A 19961-nucleotide genomic window follows, 5' to 3' on the forward strand; every position below is an offset into this window, starting at 1 on the left:
ACGCCGCCGCCTCCTGGGTCGACCAGTTCGCCGACCTGGCGGCCTTCGCCGGCGAGGACGTGTTCGTCGCGCACAACGCCGGCTTCGACATGGGCGTCATCCGCGCAGCCTGCGCGGCGACCTCCCTCGAGCACCCCGAGTACGACTACCTCTGCTCGCTGCAGCTCGCCCGCAAGACGTACGAGCTCGACTCCTACCGTCTCCCCGTCGTCGCCATGGCCGCGGGCTTCGAGGACTTCCGCCACCACGACGCGTCGGCCGACGCCGAGGCGTGCGCCGCGATCGTCGTGCACGCGGCCCGGCGGCACGGCGCCGCGAGCATGGCCGAGCTCGGCGAGCTGGCCGGCGTCTCCGTGAAGCGCCTGCGCCCGAAGGCCCCCGTCGCCGCCTGACGTCCGTCGTGCCGAGCCGGCTCGAGACGATCGGCTCAGCCGCGGGGGTCGCCGAACCAGGTGCTGAAGATGCGCCAGAAGTTCCGGTTCCCGTAGGCCGAGCAGTCGTCGCCCTCGCCGTAGAGGTTCGCGAGCGCCGCCGCATTCGGCTGGTACGGCGTGTAGTAGTAGAGACCCGCCGTGGCCGCGTTGGCGATCGTCACCGGGGCGGTACCGCAGGACTCGTCCGGGGAGTAGCGGACGTCGCCGGCCGCGCCGACCGGGTACCAGTCGAAGCTCGAGTCCGGATTCCGGTAGCGCTGGAACTGCCACGCCGCTCCGTACACCTGCGCGGCGAAGCCGTAGGAGTCCGTGTCGCAGTCCGCGGTGTCCGGGCAGCCGTAGCCCGTGGCACTGCGGAACTGCCGCTCGCTCGGCTCCGGATCGGTCACGAGCGACTGCTCCTTCTGCAGCAGCACCAGGAGGACGGCCGGATTCACGCCGCACGCGCCGGCGACCGAGGTGATGATCTCCGCGGCCGGGACGTCGCGTCCGGCGGGCAGCGCGTCGCACTGCTCGTCGGCCGTGATCGCCGCGGTGTCCTCGGCGTAGTCGCGCAGGCACGGCACCGGCCCGCCCGCGCAGTCGGGGACGCGGGCGTCGAGGAACGCCTGCACCGTGAGCGGTCCGAACGCGTCGCCGTCGAAGAAGACCTCGTCGGAGATCAGGTCGCCCGGGTCGAAGTCGGCCGCGACGGGGCCCGGCTGGAGGAAGGTCCACAGCCGGACGGTCTGCGGCTCGGACGGCACCGCGGCGAGGCGCGTGCCGTCGACGGAGCCTCCCAGCAGGAGTGCCACCAGCGCCGCGACGACGACGACCGCACCGCCCCGCCGGCGTCGGAGGCCGGTCGGGGACGGTGCGGTCGGGGTCATCCCTCCACGCTAGTGGCGGGGTCGCGGGCGATCAGCCGCAGGGGGTGAGCCGCGCGACGTCCTCCGAGAGGGTGGTGGGACCGCCGAGGAGGACGACCCGCTGCGCTCCCGACTTCGCGATGTCGGTCAGGACGGCGCGGGGCACGCAGTTCGTCGGCACGGCGAACAGCGGGCTGTTCGAGTAGCCCGCCGCCGTGGCTCCGGCGAGGGCGTCGGGGAAGTTCTCGCCCGTCGCCAGGAACACGGTCTTGGCCCTCGAGAAGGCTGCCCGGTTCAGCTGCTCCGAGGTGTCGTAGCGGTCGACTCCGCCGATGCGGGTGATCGTCGGCACCGGAAGCGAGTTCTTGATCCCCTCGCTCACCGACAGGGGGCTGCCCGCGATGGTGAGGTTCTGCACCTTGAGCTTCGAGAGGATGCCCTTCGTCACGGCGTCGGCCGTGCTGCCGGTGCCGTTCACGAGGACGACGGGTGCGTCGACGGAGCCGGCCGCGGCGCTCGCGCCGAGCGCGTCGGGGAACTTCTCGCCCGTGGCGAGCCAGGCCCGCGTCGAGCCGCCCGAGAACGCGCTCTGGATGATGAGCCTGGACGTGTCGTAGCGGTCCTTCCCTCCGATGCGGTCCACCGTCGGCGAGTAGGACCTCAGCTGGTTCAGCAGGCCGTCGCCGACGCTCAGTGCGGAGCCGACCACGACGATCCTCGCCGGCTTGAGCCGGCTGAGCTCGTCGCGAACGGGCTGCGACATCGAGTCGCGGTCGACCAGGAGCAGCGGACCCTTCTGCTTGGCCGCGGCCGGGGCGGCGCTCAGCGCGTCGGGGAAGTTCGCGCCGGTCGCGATGTAGACGACGGGGACGTTCGGGCCGAAGACGGCCTTCGAGATCTCGACGGCGGTGCCCTGGCGGTCGGTGCCGGCCAGACGCGAGACGTCGATCCCGGCCGACGTGCTCACGGTCGAGCAGCCGAGATCCTTCCGGCCGGGGCCCCGGGAGTCGCCCGAGCCGACCCAGCGGTTCCACTCGACGGAGTCGGTGGAGACGCAGACCTGGTAGGTGCCGGGTGCCGAGACGGGCGTGGTGGCGCCGAAGCCGTGTGCGCGGCCGGCGACGGAGTACTCGCCCGGGATGTCGCCGCGGTCGCCGTTCGCGGTCTGCGTGCGGACCGTGCGGGTGCCGTCGGGGCCGGTCACCGTGACCGTCGTGGTCAGCGCGGCCTGCTGCGTCGTCGGATCGACGGCCCAGCCGGACACGCTCAGCGTGCTGCCCGAGATGCGCGGGGCGTCGACGCGTCCCGCGGGGGCGATCCCGGCGTTGGCCAGGGTGCCGTTCGGGTTCCAGTCGCTGAAGAGGTACCAGAAGTTGATGTTGCCGTAGGTCGCGCAGGCCGCGTTGCCGGAGCCGGTGAGCGCGTAGTCGTTGGGCTGGTACGGCGTGTAGTAGTAGAGGTCGGCCGTGGCCTGGTTGCGGATGGTGACCGGTGAGGAGCCGCACGCGGTGCTCGGGTAGTAGGCGACGTTCGGCGTCGTGCCCGGAGCGTAGGTGGTGAAGTTCGAGCCGGAGCCGGGCGGGTTGGCGTAGCGCTTGAACTGGCGGGCCGCGCTGTAGACCTGGGTGAAGAATCCGGCGGAGCCGGGGTCGCACGCCGCGGTGTCCGGGCAGTTGTAGCCGGTCGCCTTGGCGTAGTCCTCGGGGCTCGGCGTCGTGTCGGTGACGAGGCTGCGCTCCTTCTGCACGAGCACGACCAGGGCGAGCGGGTTGATGCCGCAGGCCAGGCCGACGCGCGTGAAGATCGAGGCCGACGACTCGCTGCCGGAGCCCTGGTAGGCGCTGCACATCGCGTCCGCCGCCTTGGACGGCGTCGCCTGCGAGAAGTTCTTGAGGCAGGGGGCGGTGCCGGCGGTGGAGCACCGGCTGCCCTTCTCGTCCAGGAGCGACTGCACCTGGCCGGTGCTCAGCGCGTCGCCGTCGAAGAACTGGGCGTCGCTGACGATGAAGCCGGCGCGGAAGCTCTTCGTCTCCTCGGCGCTGTACTGCGTCGACTGGTCCGGGACGCCGAGGTCGGCGCGGTCGAGGGACGCGTCGAGAGCGCCGGTCTCGACCGAGACGGTCGACGGCGCGTCCTCGGCGGCGGAGGCGGAGGTGATCGGGACGAGGGCGGTGCCGAGCCCGACGGCGAGAGCGAGCGCGGCCGTGAGCAGGCGCGATGAGCGGTGGTGATTCCCCATGATCGCGAAGTCTACGAGGCGGTCGCAGGGCGTCCTGGCCCTCGTTCGGTGGTCGTGGCGCGTCGATCGCTCGATGTCGGAGGTGCGTGGTGTCATCGGCGGCATGGATCTCTCCTTCGTCCTCGGCCTGGTGGTCGGTGCGCTCCTCGCGGGAGTCGTGGCCGTCCTCCTCGCCCGCTCCCGCACGCCCGACGCCGCCCTCGCCCTCGACCTCGCGACGGCCCGCGCCCGCGCTGAGGGCCTGGAGGAGCGGCACGAGGCCGTCGTCGAGCAGCACCGCGAGCACCTCGGCTCCGCCCGCGACCAGATCCGCGAGCTCCAGGAGCAGCTGCGCGTCGTCGCCGAGCGCGAGCGGCACGACGCGCGCATCCTGCAGACCCTCTCCCCCGTCGCCGAGAGCCTGCGCGGCATGCAGGAGGCGGTCGGCCGGCTCGAGCGCGAGCGCGCCGCCCAGTTCGGGGCGATCACCGAGCAGCTCGAGGGACAGCGGGCGGCGGGCGAGCAGCTGCGCTCGACGACCGAGACCCTCGCGTCCGCGCTCCGCTCCACCACGAGCCGCGGCGCCTGGGGCGAGACGCAGCTGCGGAACGTCGTCGAGGCCGCCGGGCTCACCCAGCGGGTCGACTTCGACGTGCAGTTCGGGCTCGAGGGCGAGGCGGGCCGCGGCCGCGCCGACATGGTGGTCCGCCTGCCCGGCGGCAAGGCGATCGCGGTGGACGCCAAGGTGCCGTTCGACGCGTACCTGGAGGCGAGCGCGATCCCCGCGGGCGCCGGCGGAGAGGAGGAGGCGCGGCGCGCGGGGCTCCTGCGCGCGCACGTCCGCGCCCTCCGCGGCCACGTGGACGCGCTGGCCGCCCGCTCCTACTGGACCGGGCTCCCGGCGAGCCCCGAGTTCGTCATCGCGTTCGTCCCGAGCGAGCCGCTGCTCGCGAGCGCGCTCGACGCCGACCCGAGCCTGCTCGAGTACGCGTTCCGCAAGCGCGTCGCCCTCGCCTCCCCCGTGACCCTGTGGTCGGTGCTGAAGACCGTCGCATACACCTGGCAGCAGGACGTGCTCACCGACGACGCCAAGCGCCTGCTCGACCTCGGCAAGACGCTCTACGCCCGTCTCGGCACCCTCGCCGACCACGCCGAGGGCCTGCGCCGATCGCTCGAGAAGACGGTCGACTCCTACAACGCCTTCGCCGGCTCGCTCGAGAGCCGCGTGCTGGTCACCGCGCGCCAGTTCGACTCCCTCGACGAGTCGCGCGTCATCGCCCCGGTCGGAGGAGTCGCCTCCTCGCCGCGCCGCCTCACCGCCGTCGAGCTGCTCGCCGCGGACGACGAGTCCGAGCGGAGCGCGTAGGGTCCCGGGTCCCCGCTGAGCGAGCACCGGGCGTGCAGGCCGGGCGCGAGCGGCGCCGTCCATCCGGCTCGACACCCGGACGACCGCAGCTCGCGACGGCGCTCCACCTCCGCGGCTCGGCGGAGGAGCGCCCGCGAGGCGTCTCGAGACCCGCCGCGGCCCCGCCCGCTCGCCTCGGTGACCGAGGCCGGTGTCCTTCCGCGTCCTGCACGCCGAGACGCCGCCGCACTCGACGAGTGCGCCGTCAGCGGGGCGGCGCCTCGGCAGCAGTGCGGCGTCTCTGAGAGAGCGTGACGGCCTAGACCCACTTCTCCGCGAGGTGCTGGGCGGTCACGCGGCGGATGGTGCCTGAGCGGGAGCGCAGCACGATGGACTCCGTCGTGATGACGTGGCCCTCCTTGCGCACGCCCTTCACGAGCCCGCCGTTCGTCACTCCGGTCGCGACGAAGTAGGTGTTGTCGCTGCGGACGAGGTCGTTGGCGTGGAGGACGCGATCGAGGTCGTGGCCGGCGTCGATGGCGCGCTGGCGCTCGTCGTCGTCCTTCGGGCGGAGGATGCCCTGGATCACTCCGCCGAGCGCGCGGATGGCGCAGGCCGTGATGATGCCCTCGGGCGTGCCTCCGGTGCCGACGCACATGTCGAGTCGGGAGTCGTGGCGAGCGGCGTTGATGCCGCCCGCGACGTCGCCGTCGAGCAGGAGGCGCGTGCCGGCTCCGGCCGCGCGGATGTCCTCGATCAGCTGAGCGTGGCGCGGGCGGTCCAGCACCGCGATGCGCATCTCCTCGACGGGCTTGCGCTTGGCGCGGGCCAGGGCGCGGATGTTCTCGCCGATCGGGCGCTGGATGTCGATGATCCCGACGCCCTCGGGCCCGGTGACGATCTTCTCCATGTAGAACACGGCGGAGGGGTCGAACATCGCGCCGCGGTCGGCGACGGCGATCATCGAGAGCGCGTTCTGGCGCCCGGCCGCGGTCAGCGAGGTGCCGTCGATCGGGTCGACGGCGATGTCGGCGGCGGGCCCCGAGCCGTTGCCGACGTGCTCGCCGTTGAAGAGCATGGGCGCGTTGTCCTTCTCGCCCTCGCCGATCACGACGACTCCGTCGAAGTTCACGGTCCCGAGGAAGGTGCGCATGGCGTCGACCGCTGCGCCGTCGGCGGCGTTCTTGTCGCCCTTGCCGATGAAGGGCACGGCGCGGATCGCGGCGGCCTCGGTGGCGCGGACGAGCTCCATGCCGAGGTTGCGGTCGGGGTGGAGGTAGAGCGAGTCGTTGTCGATCACAGAGCGGAGTCCTTCGTCGTCGAGTTCGTGCACGTCGTCGCAGGACCCGCGGAGCGGATCCCCATCCCTGCCCGAAGCCTAGTCCAGGGCCCTCCACAGGCGGAGGGACCGCGGAGGGGCGCCTCGCTAGACTCGTCCGCGACGCGGGCCTCGCCCGACCCCCCTTCGTTCATCCGTCAAAGGAGATGCCATGCCCGTCGCTACCCCGGACCAGTACGCAGAGATGCTCGACAAGGCGAAGGCGGGCGGCTTCGCCTACCCGGCGTTCAACGTCTCGTCGTCGCAGACGATCAACGCGGTCCTCCAGGGCCTCACCGAGGCGGGCTCGGACGGCATCATCCAGGTCACCACCGGAGGCGCGGACTACTTCGCCGGCCACACCGTGAAGAACCGCGCGGCAGGCGCGATCGCCTTCGCGAGGTTCGCGACCGAGGTCGCCAAGAACTACCCGGTCACGGTCGCGCTCCACACCGACCACTGCCCGCAGAACGCGCTCGAGGGCTTCGTCTACCCGCTGATCGCCGCCTCCGAGGAGGAGGTCAAGGCCGGTCGCGAGCCGCTCTTCCAGTCGCACATGTGGGACGGCTCCGCGATCCCGCTCGACGAGAACCTCGCCATCGCGAAGGAGATCCTCCCGCGCGTCAAGAACATCAACGCCATCCTCGAGGTCGAGATCGGCGTCGTCGGCGGCGAGGAGGACGGCGTCTCGCACGACATCAACGAGCACCTCTACACCACGCTCGACGACGCGATCGCGACCGTCGAGGCCCTCGGCTTCGGCGAGCAGGGCCGCTACATGGCCGCCCTCACCTTCGGCAACGTCCACGGCGTCTACAAGCCGGGCAACGTCCGCCTGCGCCCGGAGCTGCTCCGCGAGATCCAGGACGGCCTGCAGGCGAAGTACGGCACCGGCGCGCTCCCCCTCGATCTCGTCTTCCACGGCGGCTCGGGCTCGACCGACGAGGAGATCGCCGAGGCGGTCCGCAACGGCGTCGTCAAGATGAACATCGACACCGACACGCAGTACGCGTTCAGCCGCTCCGTCGCGGACACCGTGCTGAAGAACTACGACGGCTTCCTCAAGGTCGACGGCGAGGTCGGCAACAAGAAGGTCTACGACCCGCGCTCGTGGGGCAAGATCGCCGAGACCGCGATGGCCGCGCGCGTCGCCGAGGCGACCCGTCAGCTCGGCTCGGCCGGGAACTCCGGGAAGTAGGGCACCGCTCCGTGACGAACGCACACGATCAGCCGGGCGACAGGCGTCCGGAGCCGCAGTACGGCGAGTACGCGCCGCCCGGCTGGTCGTGGCAGCCGCCGGAGGACGCCGTGGTCGTCCCCGATCCGCGGGGGTCGGAGACCGACCCGAGGCCCGCGACCGCTCCGGCCGCGAAGCCGGTCGCGTATCCCGTCGACCGCCTGCTCACGATCGTGCTGCTCGCGCTCGGCGTGTTCTTCGCCGTGCCGACGCTGCTCGACCCCTCGAGCTTCGCGACGACCCTCCAGGAGCTCTACCGCTCCCAGGGCATCGGCACCTACGCGTCTCCGGAGCTCGCGCGGATCCTCGGCGTCGTGGTGGCGCTCGCGCAGTCGCTGATCGTCGCCTTCGCGGTGTGGATCTCGATCCGGCGGCTCCGCGCCGGCAAGCGCGCCGTGCTCGTCCCGATCCTCGGAATCGCGGCGACCGTGCTGCTCTCCCTGATCGTCGCGGCGATCGCGATCCTGGGCGACCCGACGTTCGCGGAGTACGTCACGCGCATGTCGGGCTCGCAGGGCGGCGCGGGCACCGACGTCTAGCGTCGATCCCCGTCCGACCGGACACGGAAGAGGCCGCCGCTCCCGAGGGAGGGCGGCCTCTTCCGTGTCCGGGCCGGAACGCTCTAGGCGCCCGCTCCCGCGCTGATGCGTCCACCGACGCCGCGGGCGTCGCGCTTGCCGGCGACGTCCTTGCGCAGCTCCTTGGGGAGCGAGAACATCAGGTCCTCCTCCGCGGTCTTGACCTCCTCGACATCGCCGTACCCGGCGGCGGCGAGGTCGTCGAGGACCTCCTGGACGAGCACCTCGGGCACCGAGGCGCCGCTGGTGACGCCGACGGTGCGGATGCCCTCGAGCCACTCCTGCTTGATCTCGCTGGCGTAGTCGACCCGGTAGGCGGCCTTCGCGCCGTACTCGAGGGCGACCTCGACGAGGCGCACGGAGTTGGAGGAGTTCGCGGAGCCGACGACGATGACCAGCTCGGCGCCCGCGGCGACCTTCTTGATCGCGACCTGGCGGTTCTGCGTGGCGTAGCAGATGTCGTCGCTCGGCGGGTCCTGCAGGTTGGGGAAGCGCTCGCGGAGGCGGCGCACCGTCTCCATCGTCTCGTCGACCGAGAGCGTCGTCTGCGAGAGCCAGACGACCTTGTCCGGGTCCTTCACGACGATGTTCGGCACGTCGTCGGGGCTGCCGACGAGGGTGACGTGATCGGGAGCCTCGCCCGCGGTGCCCTCGACCTCTTCGTGGCCCTCGTGGCCGATGAGGAGGATCTCGAAGTCGTCGCGCGCGAAGCGGACGGCCTCGCGGTGCACCTTCGTCACCAGGGGGCAGGTCGCGTCGATCGCCTGGAGACTGCGGTCGGCCGCGCCCTGGACGACGGCCGGTGAGACGCCGTGCGCGCTGAAGACGATGTGCGATCCCTCGGGCACCTCGTCGACCTCGTCGACGAAGATGGCGCCCTGGCTCTCGAGCGTGGAGACGACGTGCACGTTGTGCACGATCTGCTTGCGCACGTAGACCGGGGCACCGTAGTGCTCGATGGCCTTCTCGACGGCGACGACCGCGCGGTCGACTCCGGCGCAGTAGCCGCGGGGCGCGGCGAGGAGGACGCGCTTGCGGCCCTCGACGGGGACGTCGCGCAGACGCCCTGTGGCGCGGGGCATGCGCGGCATGGGCAGGCTGATCGGGACTTGGCTCACCCCCTGATTCTACGTGGTGCATCCTGTGCCCGGGCCGTCCCGGTGTCGGACCCGTCCCGTACCGTTGTCGTCGCGGGAGGGCACTCCCGCTCCCCCCGTCCCTCCGAGCAGAGGCAGCGATGACCGACGCCCCACCCACCGCCGACGCACCCTGGCCGGTCGGCCTGCTCGCCAGCAAGATCAAGGGCTGGATCGAGCGCCTCGGCACCGCGTGGGTCGAGGGCGAGATCACCCAGTGGGGCGCGTCCGGCGGCAACGTCTACGGAAAGCTGAAGGACCTGTCCGGAGACGCGACGGTCGGCTTCACCGTCTGGTCGTCGGTGCGGAGCCGCCTCCCGGCCGACCTCAAGCAGGGCGATCGGGTCATCGCGCTGGTGAAGCCCAACTACTGGGTCAAGGGCGGCACGCTCTCGATGCAGGTCTTCGAGATGCGCCACGTCGGCCTGGGCGATCTGCTGGAGAAGCTCGAGCGGCTCCGCCGGCAGCTCGCGTCGGAGGGGCTGTTCGACGCCTCCCGCAAGAAGCCGCTGCCGTTCCTCCCGCACGGCGTGGGCCTCATCACCGGCAAGGACTCGGACGCCGAGAAGGACGTGCTGCGGAACGCGCAGCTGCGCTGGCCGGCCGTGCGCTTCCGGGTGGTCCACTCGGCCGTGCAGGGCGACCGGACGGTCCCGGAGGTGCTCTCGGCCCTGCGGACCCTCGAGGCCGACGACAGCATCGACGTGATCGTGATCGCCCGCGGAGGCGGTGACTTCCAGAACCTGCTCGGCTTCAGCGACGAGGCGCTCGTGCGCGCCGTCGCCGCCTGCTCCACTCCGGTCGTCAGCGCGATCGGCCACGAGGCCGACCGCCCGCTGCTCGACGACGTCGCCGACCTGCGCGCCTCCACTCCCACCGACGCCGCGAAGAGGGTCGTGCCCGACGTCTCCGACGAGCTGCTGCGCGTGCAGCAGGCCCGGCTGCGGATGACCGGCCGCGTGAGCGGGCTCGTCTCGCACGAGATCGACCGGCTCTCGCAGCTGCGCTCGCGGCCGGTGCTCGCCCAGCCGCACGTGCTGGTCGACCGGCACTCCGAGGAGCTGACCCGCTGGGTCGCGCGCGGCGCCGAGCTGGTGGACCGCCGCCTCGAGCGCGCGCACCTCGAGGTCGAGCGCCTGCACGGCCACCTGCGCGCCCTCTCACCCCAGCACACCCTCGACCGCGGCTACGCGATCGTCCAGAACGCGGCCGGGCACGTCGTCCGGGCGCCCGGTGACGCGCCGGCCGGCGGCGCACTCGTCCTCACGCTCTCGGAGGGGGCCGTCGGCGCCCGCTCCGAGGGGCCCACCGGCGATCCCGCCGGCCGGTCCTGAGCCCGCCGCGCCACCCGTCCCCCCTCAGCCCCGATCGATAGGATCAGACCCATGCCCGACTCCCCCGACGCCCCGGCGACCGACTCCGACGTCTCGGGATTCTCCTACGAGCAGGCGCGCGACGAGCTCGTCCGCGTCGTCTCCGAGCTCGAGCAGGGCAGCTCCACCCTCGAGCGCTCGCTCGCCCTGTGGGAGCGCGGCGAGGCCCTCGCCGCCCGCTGCGAGGAGTGGCTGATCGGAGCACGCGCCCGGCTGGACGCGGCCCGCTCCGGAGGGGCGGCCGCCGGATGAGCCGCGCGAAGCCCGCGCGGGTCGTCGCCGAGCTCGGGCGCCCGGAGACGGCCGCCGAGACGGCCGCACGCAAGGCCGAGAACTCCCGGCTCTACCGTCAGCGCAAGACGGTCAACAACCTCGTCTTCTCGCTGCTCGCGACCGTCGGTGCCGTAGCGCTCATCGTCCTGCTCGTCCCCCGCGGCGACACCGTGGAGCTCTCCTCGGTCGACGTCCCCCGCGTCGCCGCGCAGGTCCAGCTGGGCGAGGAGCAGACGCTCGCCGTGCCCTCCCTGCCCGAGGGCTGGAAGGCCAACGCGGCCGAGCTCCGCCGCGAGAACGGCACCGACTACTGGTACGTCGGCCTGATCACCCCGAAGGCGGGCTACATCGGCCTGAGCCAGGGGCTCGACGCGGACGCGGCCTGGGTCGCGACGCAGCTCGACCGCCGGGCGGCGACCGGCGTCGAGACGATCGACGGCCGCGACTGGACCGTCTACGACCACCGCGACTCCGGCGACGACACCGGCAACACGCCCTACGCACTCGAGACGACGGAGGGCTCCAGCACCTACCTCGTCTACGGCACGGCCCCGACGGACGAGGTCCGCCTGGTCGTGGACGCCATCACCCCGCAGATCGGCCAGGAGGAGTCCCGATGAGCCTCGGAACCAGCAGCACCGTCCCCCGCGAGTCCCGCCCGCCGGCGTGGGTCTGGAAGGAGATGCTCCGCGGCAACCAGCGCTTCGTCGCCGGCGAGCCCCGCCACCCCCGCCAGGACGTCGAGCGCCGCGCCGAGCTCGCCGCCGCGCAGGCCCCGCTCGCCGCGCTCTTCGGCTGCAGCGACTCCCGCCTCGCGGCCGAGATCATCTTCGACCTGGGGCTCGGCGACCTCTTCGTCGTCCGCAACGCCGGCCAGGTGATCGCGGACTCCATCATCGGCTCGCTGGAGTACGGCGTCGCCGTCCTCGGCGTGAAGGTGCTGCTCGTGCTCGGCCACGACGAGTGCGGAGCGGTCCGGGCGGCGATCCAGTCGCAGGCGCCCGGCGCCGAGCGGCTCCCCCCGCACATCGAGCACCTGATCGAGCCGATCATCCCCGCGGTGCGCCGCCTCGTGGGCGCCCAGCCGGACGGCCGCGTGCTCGTCGACCCGTCGGCGACCGACGCGCTGGCCGTCGGCCGCGAGCACCTGCGCGACACGGTCGCCGAGCTGCTCCAGCGCTCCCCGCTGATCGCCGACGCGGTCGCGACCGGGCGGCTCGCCCTCGTGGGCGCCAACTACCGGCTCTCGGACGGCACCGTGATGTCCGATGTCGTGCTCGGCATCGATCCGCCCGAGCTCAGCCCCTACGTCTCCGAGCTGGAGCGCGACTCCGGCTCCGCCTCCTCCGCCGCCGCTCCGAGCGCGGTGGGATCGGATCCCGCGTGAGCGGCTCCGGACAGCACAGCACCAACCGATCAGACAAGGACGAACACAGCGTGGTGGATCACTCCCCGACCGACGACTCCGGCGACTTCCGCATCGAGCACGACACGATGGGCGAGGTGCGGGTCCCCCGCGACGCCCTCTACGCTGCGCAGACCCAGCGGGCGGTCGAGAACTTCCCGATCTCCGGTGCGGGCCTCGAGCCGGCCCAGATCGCGGCCCTCGCGCGCATCAAGAAGGCGGCGGCGCTGGCCAACGCCGAGCTGGGCGTGCTCGACGCCGACATCGCCGCGGCGATCGCCGACGCGGCCGACCTCGTCGTCGGGGGCGGCTACGACGCGCACTTCCCGATCGACGTCTACCAGACCGGCTCGGGCACGTCCTCGAACATGAACATGAACGAGGTGCTGGGCTCGCTGGCGACCACGGCCCTCGGCCGCACCGTGCACCCGAACGACCACGTCAACGCCTCGCAGTCCTCCAACGACGTGTTCCCCACCTCGGTCCACGTCGCCGTCACCGGCGCGCTGATCGAGTCGCTGATCCCCTCGCTCGAGCAGCTCGCCGAGTCGCTCGAGGTCAAGGCGGAGCAGTGGGCCGAGGTCGTCAAGGCCGGCCGCACCCACCTGATGGACGCCACCCCGGTCACGCTCGGCCAGGAGTTCGGCGGCTACGCCGCGCAGATCCGCCTCGGCATCGAGCGCGTGCAGTCGGCGCTCCCCCGCGTCGCCGAGGTCCCGCTCGGCGGCACCGCGGTCGGCACCGGGATCAACACCCCCGCCGGCTTCCCGCAGAAGGTCATCGCGCGCCTCGCGGAGGAGACGGGCCTTCCCGTCACCGAGGCCCGCAACCACTTCGAGGCCCAGGGCGCGCGGGACTCGCTGGTCGAGGCCTCCGGAGCGCTGCGCGTGCTCGCGGTGAGCCTGACCAAGATCAACAACGACCTCCGCTGGATGGGCTCCGGCCCCAACACCGGCCTCGGAGAGCTGCGGATCCCCGACCTCCAGCCCGGATCCTCGATCATGCCCGGCAAGGTGAACCCGGTGATCCCGGAGGCCGTCCTCATGGTCTGCGCGCGCGTGATCGGCAACGACGCCACCATCGCCTGGGCAGGCGCCTCGGGTGCCTTCGAGCTCAACGTCGCGATCCCCGTCATGGGGACGGCGCTGCTGGAGTCGATCCGCCTGCTCGCGAACTCCGCCGTGCTGCTCGCCGACAAGACCGTCGACGGCCTCGAGGCCGACGTCGAGCACGCCCGCGCTCTCGCCGAGTCCTCCCCCTCGATCGTCACCCCGCTCAACAAGGTGATCGGCTACGAGGCCGCCGCCAAGGTCGCGAAGAACTCGGTCGCCAAGGGGATCACCGTCCGCGAGTCGGTCGTGGACCTCGGCTTCGTCGAGCGCGGCGAGGTGACGGAGGAGCAGCTCGACAGCGCCCTCGACGTCATGTCGATGACCCACCCCGGCTGAGCCCGGCCCTCCGACGGCCCGTCCCTGCGCTCGGCGCGGAGGCGGGCCGTCAGAGCACCAGCCAGAACCCCGTGAGCAGGAACGGTCCGAACGCGACCCGTCCGCGGACGCGCAGCACGAGCACCCACAGCCCTGCCACCGCGAAGCCGACAGCGGGCGCGGCGACGACCTGCTCGGGTCCGAGAGCCGCGAGCGGCGGTGCGAGGGCCGCCTGGAGCTTCACGTCACCGAGGCCCAGCCCGCCCGCCGCATGCAGCACGCCCAGGCACAGCACCGTCGCGAGGACGGCGAGAAGCGTCCCCGCCGTGGGCGCGAGGACGGCTCCGACCACCAGCAGCGGGAGCGTGACCGCGTTCGGGAGCCGATGCCCGCGCACGTCCGCCAGCACCAGCGGCACGCTCGCGAGCGCCACCGGGACGAGGCCGGGCGCCCGACCGAGGTGCGGGCCCCCGATCAGGAGGAGCGCCAGGGCGCCCAGGAGCAGGGCGGCCCGGTCGAGTAGAGATCCGCGGAGCATCCGCCGAGACTAGGGGGCACCGCCCTCGGGGCGTCGGAGTTCTCCACAGGGCGGCCCGCAGGTGTGCTCGGGCGGCGGCGGGTCCCTCCCCGGCCTCAGTCGCGCGGAGGCAGCGGTCCCAGCAGGAGCGACGCCCAGGCGCCGTGAGCCGACGCGTCGTCGGAGGGGTGGAAGTGCCCGGCGAGCACGTCGCGGTAGAGGCGGCCGAGCTCCGACCTGCGCTGGTACGCCGACCCGCCCGCGATCCGGACGGCGCTCTCGACCACGCGGAGCGCTCCCTCCGTGGTGCGGATCTTCACCCCCACCAGCGACGGGAACCAGCGCGCGCCCCGGTCGACGAGCGCGTCAACGTCGGCCGCCGCCGAGCGCAGGGGCGCCTCGAGCCCGTCGAGCAGCATCCCGGTCTCAGCCACCCGGTGCCGCACCTCGGGGTCCTCCGCCAGTGGCCGCCCTCCCGCCCGGAGGGAGGTCCGTCGGCGGACGGAGGCGACGGCGAGCTCGAGCGCGCGCTGCGCGACACCGAGGTAGACCGAGGAGATCAGCAGCTCGAAGGCCGCGAAGACGGCGAAGACGAAGGGGTCGGCGGTCGGTCCGACGGGCAGCGAGCGGATCATCCGCTCGGCCGGGACGACGACGCCGTCGAGCACCGTCGTGCGGCTCTGGGTCGCCCGCATGCCGAGCGTGTCCCAGTCGTCGCGGACCTCGAGCCCGGCGACCGGCGAGTCCGGGCTCCCGCGGTGGACGAAGCCGTGCACGAGCCGCGGCTCCGACCCGCTGTCGTCGCGGCCGAACACGCCGAGCCGCGTCCAGGCGGGCGCGAGGGAGGTGAACACCTTCGTGCCGGTGAAACGGTAGCCGCCGTCCCCGAGCGGCTCCGCCCGCGTCAGCGAGTCCGAGAGCACCAGGTCGTTGCCCGCCTCGCTGTTGCCGAAGGCGAAGACGTGACCCGCCGCGGCGTCGACGAGAACCGAGCGGAGGGAGTCGTCGCCCCGCTCGAGCAGGAGTCGCGCGATCCCGGTCCAGACCAGGTGCATGTTGACGGCGAGCGCGGTCGCGGGCGCGGCGGTCGCGAGGCGCGTCTGCTCGGCGGCCGCCTGCTCCAGGCCGAGGCCGGCACCGCCGAGCTCCTCGGGGACGAGCAGCGCCAGGTAGCCGATCGAGCGCAGCTCCTCCAGGTCGTCCGCGCAGAACGCGTTGCGCTCGTCGTAGTCGGCCGCGCGGGTGCGGAAGCGCTCGAGGAGCGCGTCGTCGAGGATGCTCACCCGTCCACGCTACGCCCCGGTGCGCTGCAGGGACGCGCCCGGCCCGGGGATCCTCGGATCCCACGGGTCGGACGCACGGCGAGCCCGTCAGGCGAGCTCGTTCGACTCCAGCATCTCGGTGACCAGAGCGGCGATCGCCGAGCGCTCGGAGCGGGTCAGCGTGACGTGCGCGAACAGCGGGTGGCCCTTCAGCGTCTCGATCACGGAGGCGACCCCGTCGTGCCGGCCGACCCGGAGGTTGTCGCGCTGCGCCACGTCGTGGGTCAGCACCACCCGGGAGTTCTGCCCGACGCGCGAGAGCACCGTGAGCAGGACGTTCCGCTCCAGCGACTGCGCCTCGTCGACGATCACGAACGCGTCGTGCAGCGAGCGCCCGCGGATGTGCGTGAGCGGCAGCACCTCGAGCATCCCGCGCTCGATCACCTCGTCGAGCACGTTCTGCGACACCAGCGCCCCGAGCGTGTCGAAGACCGCCTGCGCCCAGGGGTTCATCTTCTCGGCCGCGTCGCCGGGCAGGAAGCCGAGGTCCTGGCCGCCCACCGCGTAGAGCGGCCGGAAGACCATGATCTTCTTGTGCTGGCGCTTCTCCAGCACCGCCTCCAGGCCCGCGCAGAGCGCCAGCGCCGACTTGCCGGTGCCGGCCCGGCCGCCGAGCGAGACGATGCCGACCTCCGGGTCGAGCAGCAGGTCGATCGCGAGCCGCTGCTCCGCCGACCGCCCGTGCAGGCCGAACACGTCCTTGTCGCCGCGGACCAGCGTGATCTGCCGCTTGCCGGTGACCCTCGCGAGAGCGGAGCCGCGGTCGGAGTGGACGACGAGTCCGGTGTTGACCGGGATGTCGGCCACGACGTCCGTGAAGAGCCGCTCGCGGTCGTAGAGCTCGCTCATCGCGTCGCCGCCGAGCGTCACGTCGTCCATGCCGGTCCAACCGGACTCGGGGGCCTGCTCGGCCAGGTACTCCTCCGCGGCGAGGCCGATGGAGGCGGCCTTCACGCGCATCGGCATGTCCTTGGACACGACGGTCACCGCGGCGCCCTCGCTCTGCAGGTTGAGCGCGACGGCGAGGATCCTCGCGTCGTTGTCGCCCATCTGGAGCCCGCTCGGCAGCACCGACATGTTCGAGTGGTTGAGCTCGACGCGGAGCGTGCCGCCGCGGCCGACGGCGATGGGGAAGTCGAGGCGCTCGTGCTGCACGCGCAGCTCGTCGAGGCGGCGCAGGGCCTGCCGGGCGAAGTAGCCGATCTCGGGATCGTTGCGCTTGCCCTCGAGCTCGCTGATGACGACGATCGGCAGCACGACGGCGTGCTCCGCGAACCGGAACATCGAGGAGGGATCCGACAGCAGCACCGAGGTGTCCAGGACGTAGGTGCGGAGGAGCTGATCGGCCGGATCCGAGGAGCCGTGCTGGACACGGCGGTGGACGCCGCCCTGCGTCCCGGTCTGCGGATCCATGCCCTGGGGAACTGTCACGACGACTCTCCACACTCCGGGGGCCGGAGCCCCCGGCTCATGTCCTCGAGCCGGTCTCATCGGTGCGTGTCGTGCACCGCGCAGTGTCCCTTCGGCGTCTGCGCGATGTCGAGCCGTACTTCTGTGGCCGTCTCGACCAGGCGCTGTACCTGATGACTCGAACCTAACCCGGCGAATGACATCCGTGTGCTTCTCACCGCTACGAATGTGTAACCAGTGTGTGAACGCGCGGAATCCGGCCTAGTAGTCGATGCTCGTGGCCGACGAGATCAGGGCGGCGCGGAGCAGCGCGAGGGTCGCGTCGGTGGTGCCGGCGTGCGCGCTGAAGCGGACGGTGCTCGGACGCAGGCGCGCGGTGACGCCGTGCGCGGCGAGGGAGGCCGCCAGCGGGGCCAGCTCCTCCGGCTCCGGCTCGACGACCACGATGCCGGCGCGCTCGTGCTCGCCGCGGGAGCCCACGACCGCCAGCCCGAACTCGTCCGCGAGGTCGACGATCGCGCTGACCCGCTCCGCCACGAGCGCGGCGATCGTCGACTGCCCGACCGCGGCGACCTCCTCCAGCGCCGACGCGAGCCGGGCCTGGGCGATCGGGTCCGGGTTGCTGATGCTGAAGGCGCGGGCGTCGCCGCGCGGCGGAGCCACCTCGTCCCACGGCTCCGCCTGCTCCGATCCCGTCCAGCCCGAGAGCACCGGGGTCAGCCGCGACAGCGCCCGCTCGCTGAGCGCGAGGAAGCCCGTCCCCCAGCCGGCGCGGAGCCACTTCTGGCCGCCGGTGACGACCACGTCCGCCAGCTCGTAGGGCGCGTCGACGACGCCGAAGCCCTGGATCGCGTCGAGGACGAGCATCCGGTCGCCGATCACGTCGCGGATCGCCGCGACGTCTGCGAGGTAGCCCGTGCGGGAGTCGACCAGGCTCACCGCGACGGTCGTCACGTCGTCCGTGAGCTGCTCGCGGACCGCCTCCGGCGTCACCCGTCCCTGCTCGGTCCGCAGCCAGCGGGGCTCCACCGAGCCGAGAGCCTGCGCCGAGCGCACCGCCGCGAACGGCAGGCTCGGGAACTCCGCGGCCGACAGCAGCACCGCGCCCGAGGCGCCGAACAGCGCGTGCAGGAGGCCGGTCGAGGTGTTGGGCTGGAAGACGACGCGGTCGCTGGGGACGCGCACGAGCGCCGCCGCCGCCTCCCGGACGCGCTCGTCCTGCCGGAACAGCTCGTCGAGGGTGCCGCTGCGCGCGCGCACCAGCAGCTCGACGGCCGCCTCCTGCTCGGCGGCGACGGTCGCCGAGAGCGGGCCCACCCGGCCGAAGTCGAGGTACCCGGTCTCCTCGCCGAAACCGGCGAGGTAGTCCTCGGTCGTGGTGGAGGTGGCCTCGTTCGAGCTCATGCCGGCCCTTCCGGTCGGTGGTGCGGCAGGAGCCGCGAGGTCAGCTGCCGAAGCGGCGGTGCCGTCCGGCGTAGTCGCGGAGCGCGCGGAGGAAGTCGACCTCGCGGATGTCGGGGCCGAGCGCCTCCATGAAGTAGAACTCGCTGTGCGCGCTCTGCCAGAGCATGAAGTCGGAGAGGCGCTGCTCCCCCGAGGTGCGGATGACCAGATCGGGGTCGGGCTGCCCGCTGGTGTACAGGTGCTCGCCGATGAGCTCCGGGGTCAGCAGGCCCGCGACGTCCTCGATGGAGGAGCCGCGCTTGCCGTGCTCCTCCAGGATGCTCCGCACGGCCTGGGCGATCTCGTGCCGCCCGCCGTAGCCGACCGCGAGGTTGACGTGCAGGCCCGTGTGGGAGGCGGTGCGCGCCTCCGCCGTGTCGAGCGCGGCCACGAGCGAGGGCGGGAGGCCCTCGTCGGAGCCGACGTGCTGCACCCGCCAGTCGGGCTGCTGCGAGACCTCCTCGGCGAGGTCGGCGATGATCGCGATCAGCTCGGTCAGCTCGCTGCTGTCGCGGCCGACGAGGTTGTCCTGCGAGAGCAGGTAGAGGGTGACGTGGCGCACGCCGAGCTCGTCGCACCACTGCAGGAACTCGTGCACCTTGGCGGCGCCGGCCCGGTGGCCGTGCGCGGCGGTCTCGAGGGCCCGCTGCCGCGCCCAGCGCCGGTTGCCGTCGATGATCATCGCGACGTGGTTCGGCAGGGAGTCGGGGGGAAGGCTCGAGCGGAGGCGCTTCTTGTAGACGCCGTAGAGGAGGTCCCTTCCCACAGGCAGTCTCGGCTTCGGCACAGTGACACGGTAGTCGACCCGGGGCGCTCCTCGAAGCCCGGCGGCGCTCGGCGTCGGCCCGGGACGGCGTCGTAGTCTGTCCGGCATGAGCCAGCGGCCGACGCCTCCCCCGTCCGATCCCCGCGCCCGCACCGTCCGCGGCGGAGACGCCGTCGGAGCGGACGGCCCGGACCTGCCCGCCCTCCCCCTCGTCGAGGACGCGATCGAGCACGACTCCTCGGCGGAGGTCCGGCCCACCTGGCGCGGCTGGATCCACGCCGGCCTCTTCCCGCTCGCGATCGTCGCCGGAGTGGTGCTGATCGTGGTCGCGGAGGGGACCGCGGCGAAGTGGGCGGCCGCGGTGTTCGCGACCACGTCGCTCCTGCTCTTCGGGAACTCCGCTCTGTACCACCGCTTCGACTGGAAGCCGCGGACGAAGATGATCCTCAAGCGGATCGACCACGCCAACATCTTCCTGCTGATCGCCGGCACCTACACGCCGCTGGCCGTGCTCGCCCTGCCGCCCGCGCAGGGCACGCTCCTGCTGGTCCTGGTCTGGGCGGGGGCGCTGCTCGGGATCGGCTTCCGCGTCTTCTGGATCGGGGCACCGCGCTGGCTCTACGTGCCGCTCTACCTGCTGCTGGGCTGGGCGGCCGTGATGTACCTCGGACCGCTCTTCGAGGCCAGCGCGACGATGATGGTGCTCGTCCTCGTCGGCGGGCTCTGCTACTCCGCGGGCGCCGTGATCTACGGGATCAAGAAGCCCAACCCGGTCCCGGGCGTCTTCGGCTTCCACGAGATCTTCCACGCGCTCACTGCCGTGGCGTTCCTCTGCCACTGGACGGCGGCGCTGATCGTCTCGCTCCACCCCGCCTACAACGCCTAGCGGGGCCCGGGCCCACCGGTGCGGG

19 protein-coding genes are annotated in these 19961 nt (G+C 72.6%); 10 read left to right on the plus strand and 9 right to left on the minus strand.

The annotated features are described in order from the left end of the window. Positions 1-392 (plus strand): exonuclease domain-containing protein (locus C5D66_RS09205; RefSeq protein ID WP_258074856.1); only part of this gene is annotated, 392 nt, incomplete at its 5' end. 35 nt (positions 393-427) lie between these two features. Here C5D66_RS09205 and C5D66_RS09210 read toward each other — a convergent pair. After that, positions 428-1303 carry a hemagglutinin gene (locus C5D66_RS09210; protein WP_104255292.1) on the minus strand — a complete coding sequence of 292 codons (876 nt, stop codon included), beginning with the start codon at positions 1301-1303 and terminating at the stop codon, positions 428-430. A gap of 31 nt (positions 1304-1334) precedes the next feature. Then, the gene (locus C5D66_RS09215; RefSeq protein WP_104255291.1) at positions 1335-3521 is read right to left on the minus strand and encodes a cell wall-binding repeat-containing protein; all 2187 of its coding nucleotides are present in this window, start codon (positions 3519-3521) and stop codon (positions 1335-1337) included. Between the two features lie 103 nt (positions 3522-3624). Between C5D66_RS09215 and C5D66_RS09220 the strand changes: the two genes are divergently transcribed. After that, complete coding sequence (locus tag C5D66_RS09220) at positions 3625-4866, plus strand: DNA recombination protein RmuC (protein ID WP_219812324.1); 1242 nt, start codon at positions 3625-3627, stop codon at positions 4864-4866. Positions 4867-5164: 298 nt separating this feature from the next. On the opposite strand, the gene glpX is transcribed toward C5D66_RS09220, so the two are convergent. Continuing rightward, the gene (glpX, locus tag C5D66_RS09225; protein ID WP_097165697.1) at positions 5165-6097 is read right to left on the minus strand and encodes a class II fructose-bisphosphatase; all 933 of its coding nucleotides are present in this window, start codon (positions 6095-6097) and stop codon (positions 5165-5167) included. A 238-nt stretch (positions 6098-6335) separates the two neighbouring features. Between glpX and fbaA the strand changes: the two genes are divergently transcribed. Together fbaA and C5D66_RS09235 are read left to right on the plus strand one after the other, a co-directional pair. Next, positions 6336-7361 carry a class II fructose-bisphosphate aldolase gene (gene fbaA / locus C5D66_RS09230; protein WP_104224414.1) on the plus strand — a complete coding sequence of 342 codons (1026 nt, stop codon included), beginning with the start codon at positions 6336-6338 and terminating at the stop codon, positions 7359-7361. 11 nt (positions 7362-7372) lie between these two features. Then, complete coding sequence (locus tag C5D66_RS09235; protein ID WP_104255290.1) at positions 7373-7939, plus strand: DUF6264 family protein; 567 nt, start codon at positions 7373-7375, stop codon at positions 7937-7939. Positions 7940-8022: 83 nt separating this feature from the next. Here C5D66_RS09235 and C5D66_RS09240 read toward each other — a convergent pair whose 3' ends face one another. Next, complete coding sequence (locus C5D66_RS09240) at positions 8023-9069, minus strand: 4-hydroxy-3-methylbut-2-enyl diphosphate reductase (protein ID WP_104232760.1); 1047 nt, start codon at positions 9067-9069, stop codon at positions 8023-8025. A 146-nt stretch (positions 9070-9215) separates the two neighbouring features. Between C5D66_RS09240 and xseA the strand changes: the two genes are divergently transcribed. The 5 genes from xseA to C5D66_RS09265 are packed head-to-tail and all read left to right on the plus strand — an operon-like array spanning position 9216 to position 13613. Next, entirely contained in the window at positions 9216-10448 is a 1233-nt protein-coding gene (gene xseA / locus C5D66_RS09245) for an exodeoxyribonuclease VII large subunit (RefSeq protein WP_104255289.1), read from the plus strand. A 51-nt stretch (positions 10449-10499) separates the two neighbouring features. Beyond that, positions 10500-10739: an exodeoxyribonuclease VII small subunit gene (locus tag C5D66_RS09250; protein WP_104224418.1), complete on the plus strand. Its 240-nt coding sequence runs from the start codon at positions 10500-10502 to the stop codon at positions 10737-10739. Next, positions 10736-11380, plus strand: coding sequence for a DUF4245 domain-containing protein (locus C5D66_RS09255; protein ID WP_104255288.1), 645 nt, complete (start codon positions 10736-10738; stop codon positions 11378-11380). Before C5D66_RS09250 ends, C5D66_RS09255 begins: the two co-directional genes overlap by 4 nt. Then, the gene (locus C5D66_RS09260; protein ID WP_208543312.1) at positions 11377-12147 is read left to right on the plus strand and encodes a carbonic anhydrase; all 771 of its coding nucleotides are present in this window, start codon (positions 11377-11379) and stop codon (positions 12145-12147) included. The genes C5D66_RS09255 and C5D66_RS09260 overlap by 4 nt, the downstream gene beginning before the upstream one ends. Before the next feature lie 50 nt (positions 12148-12197). Continuing rightward, a complete protein-coding gene (locus tag C5D66_RS09265) occupies positions 12198-13613 on the plus strand; it encodes an aspartate ammonia-lyase (protein ID WP_104255287.1) in 1416 nt (471 codons plus the stop codon). 49 nt (positions 13614-13662) lie between these two features. Here C5D66_RS09265 and C5D66_RS09270 read toward each other — a convergent pair whose 3' ends face one another. From C5D66_RS09270 to C5D66_RS09290, 5 genes are all read right to left on the minus strand, one after another. Next, positions 13663-14130: a prepilin peptidase gene (locus C5D66_RS09270; RefSeq protein ID WP_104255286.1), complete on the minus strand. Its 468-nt coding sequence runs from the start codon at positions 14128-14130 to the stop codon at positions 13663-13665. Between the two features lie 95 nt (positions 14131-14225). Beyond that, positions 14226-15392 (minus strand): acyl-CoA dehydrogenase family protein, encoded by a 1167-nt coding sequence (locus tag C5D66_RS09275; protein ID WP_104255285.1) that lies wholly within the window; start codon positions 15390-15392, stop codon positions 14226-14228. Between the two features lie 87 nt (positions 15393-15479). Next, a complete protein-coding gene (locus C5D66_RS09280; protein WP_104224423.1) occupies positions 15480-16844 on the minus strand; it encodes a PhoH family protein in 1365 nt (454 codons plus the stop codon). A gap of 258 nt (positions 16845-17102) precedes the next feature. Continuing rightward, positions 17103-18245, minus strand: a complete 1143-nt coding sequence (locus tag C5D66_RS09285) for an aminotransferase class V-fold PLP-dependent enzyme (protein WP_104232765.1) — start codon at positions 18243-18245, stop codon at positions 17103-17105. A gap of 40 nt (positions 18246-18285) precedes the next feature. Next, positions 18286-19071 (minus strand): isoprenyl transferase, encoded by a 786-nt coding sequence (locus tag C5D66_RS09290; protein WP_244230612.1) that lies wholly within the window; start codon positions 19069-19071, stop codon positions 18286-18288. An 85-nt stretch (positions 19072-19156) separates the two neighbouring features. On the opposite strand from C5D66_RS09290, the gene C5D66_RS09295 reads away from it, so the two are divergent. Beyond that, the gene (locus tag C5D66_RS09295) at positions 19157-19936 is read left to right on the plus strand and encodes a hemolysin III family protein (protein WP_104249532.1); all 780 of its coding nucleotides are present in this window, start codon (positions 19157-19159) and stop codon (positions 19934-19936) included. Positions 19937-19961 lie beyond the last annotated feature (25 nt).

The organism is Rathayibacter sp. AY1B4, from assembly GCF_002932815.1.
Taxonomy (GTDB): Bacteria; Actinomycetota; Actinomycetes; order Actinomycetales; family Microbacteriaceae; genus Rathayibacter.

Bases quoted from the DNA above. Each gene is read 5' to 3' on its own strand.
- C5D66_RS09210 (WP_104255292.1), bottom strand. From the start codon at position 1,303: ATGACCCCGACCGCACCGTCCCCGACCGGCCTCCGACGCCGGCGGGGC.
- C5D66_RS09215 (WP_104255291.1), bottom strand. From the start codon at position 3,521: ATGGGGAATCACCACCGCTCATCGCGCCTGCTCACGGCCGCGCTCGCT.
- C5D66_RS09220 (WP_219812324.1), top strand. From the start codon at position 3,625: ATGGATCTCTCCTTCGTCCTCGGCCTGGTGGTCGGTGCGCTCCTCGCG.
- glpX (WP_097165697.1), bottom strand. From the start codon at position 6,097: ATGGAGCTCGTCCGCGCCACCGAGGCCGCCGCGATCCGCGCCGTGCCC.
- fbaA (WP_104224414.1), top strand. From the start codon at position 6,336: ATGCCCGTCGCTACCCCGGACCAGTACGCAGAGATGCTCGACAAGGCG.
- C5D66_RS09240 (WP_104232760.1), bottom strand. From the start codon at position 9,069: ATGCCGCGCATGCCCCGCGCCACAGGGCGTCTGCGCGACGTCCCCGTC.
- xseA (WP_104255289.1), top strand. From the start codon at position 9,216: ATGACCGACGCCCCACCCACCGCCGACGCACCCTGGCCGGTCGGCCTG.
- C5D66_RS09250 (WP_104224418.1), top strand. From the start codon at position 10,500: ATGCCCGACTCCCCCGACGCCCCGGCGACCGACTCCGACGTCTCGGGA.
- C5D66_RS09255 (WP_104255288.1), top strand. From the start codon at position 10,736: ATGAGCCGCGCGAAGCCCGCGCGGGTCGTCGCCGAGCTCGGGCGCCCG.
- C5D66_RS09260 (WP_208543312.1), top strand. From the start codon at position 11,377: ATGAGCCTCGGAACCAGCAGCACCGTCCCCCGCGAGTCCCGCCCGCCG.
- C5D66_RS09270 (WP_104255286.1), bottom strand. From the start codon at position 14,130: ATGCTCCGCGGATCTCTACTCGACCGGGCCGCCCTGCTCCTGGGCGCC.
- C5D66_RS09280 (WP_104224423.1), bottom strand. From the start codon at position 16,844: ATGGATCCGCAGACCGGGACGCAGGGCGGCGTCCACCGCCGTGTCCAG.
- C5D66_RS09285 (WP_104232765.1), bottom strand. From the start codon at position 18,245: ATGAGCTCGAACGAGGCCACCTCCACCACGACCGAGGACTACCTCGCC.
- C5D66_RS09295 (WP_104249532.1), top strand. From the start codon at position 19,157: ATGAGCCAGCGGCCGACGCCTCCCCCGTCCGATCCCCGCGCCCGCACC.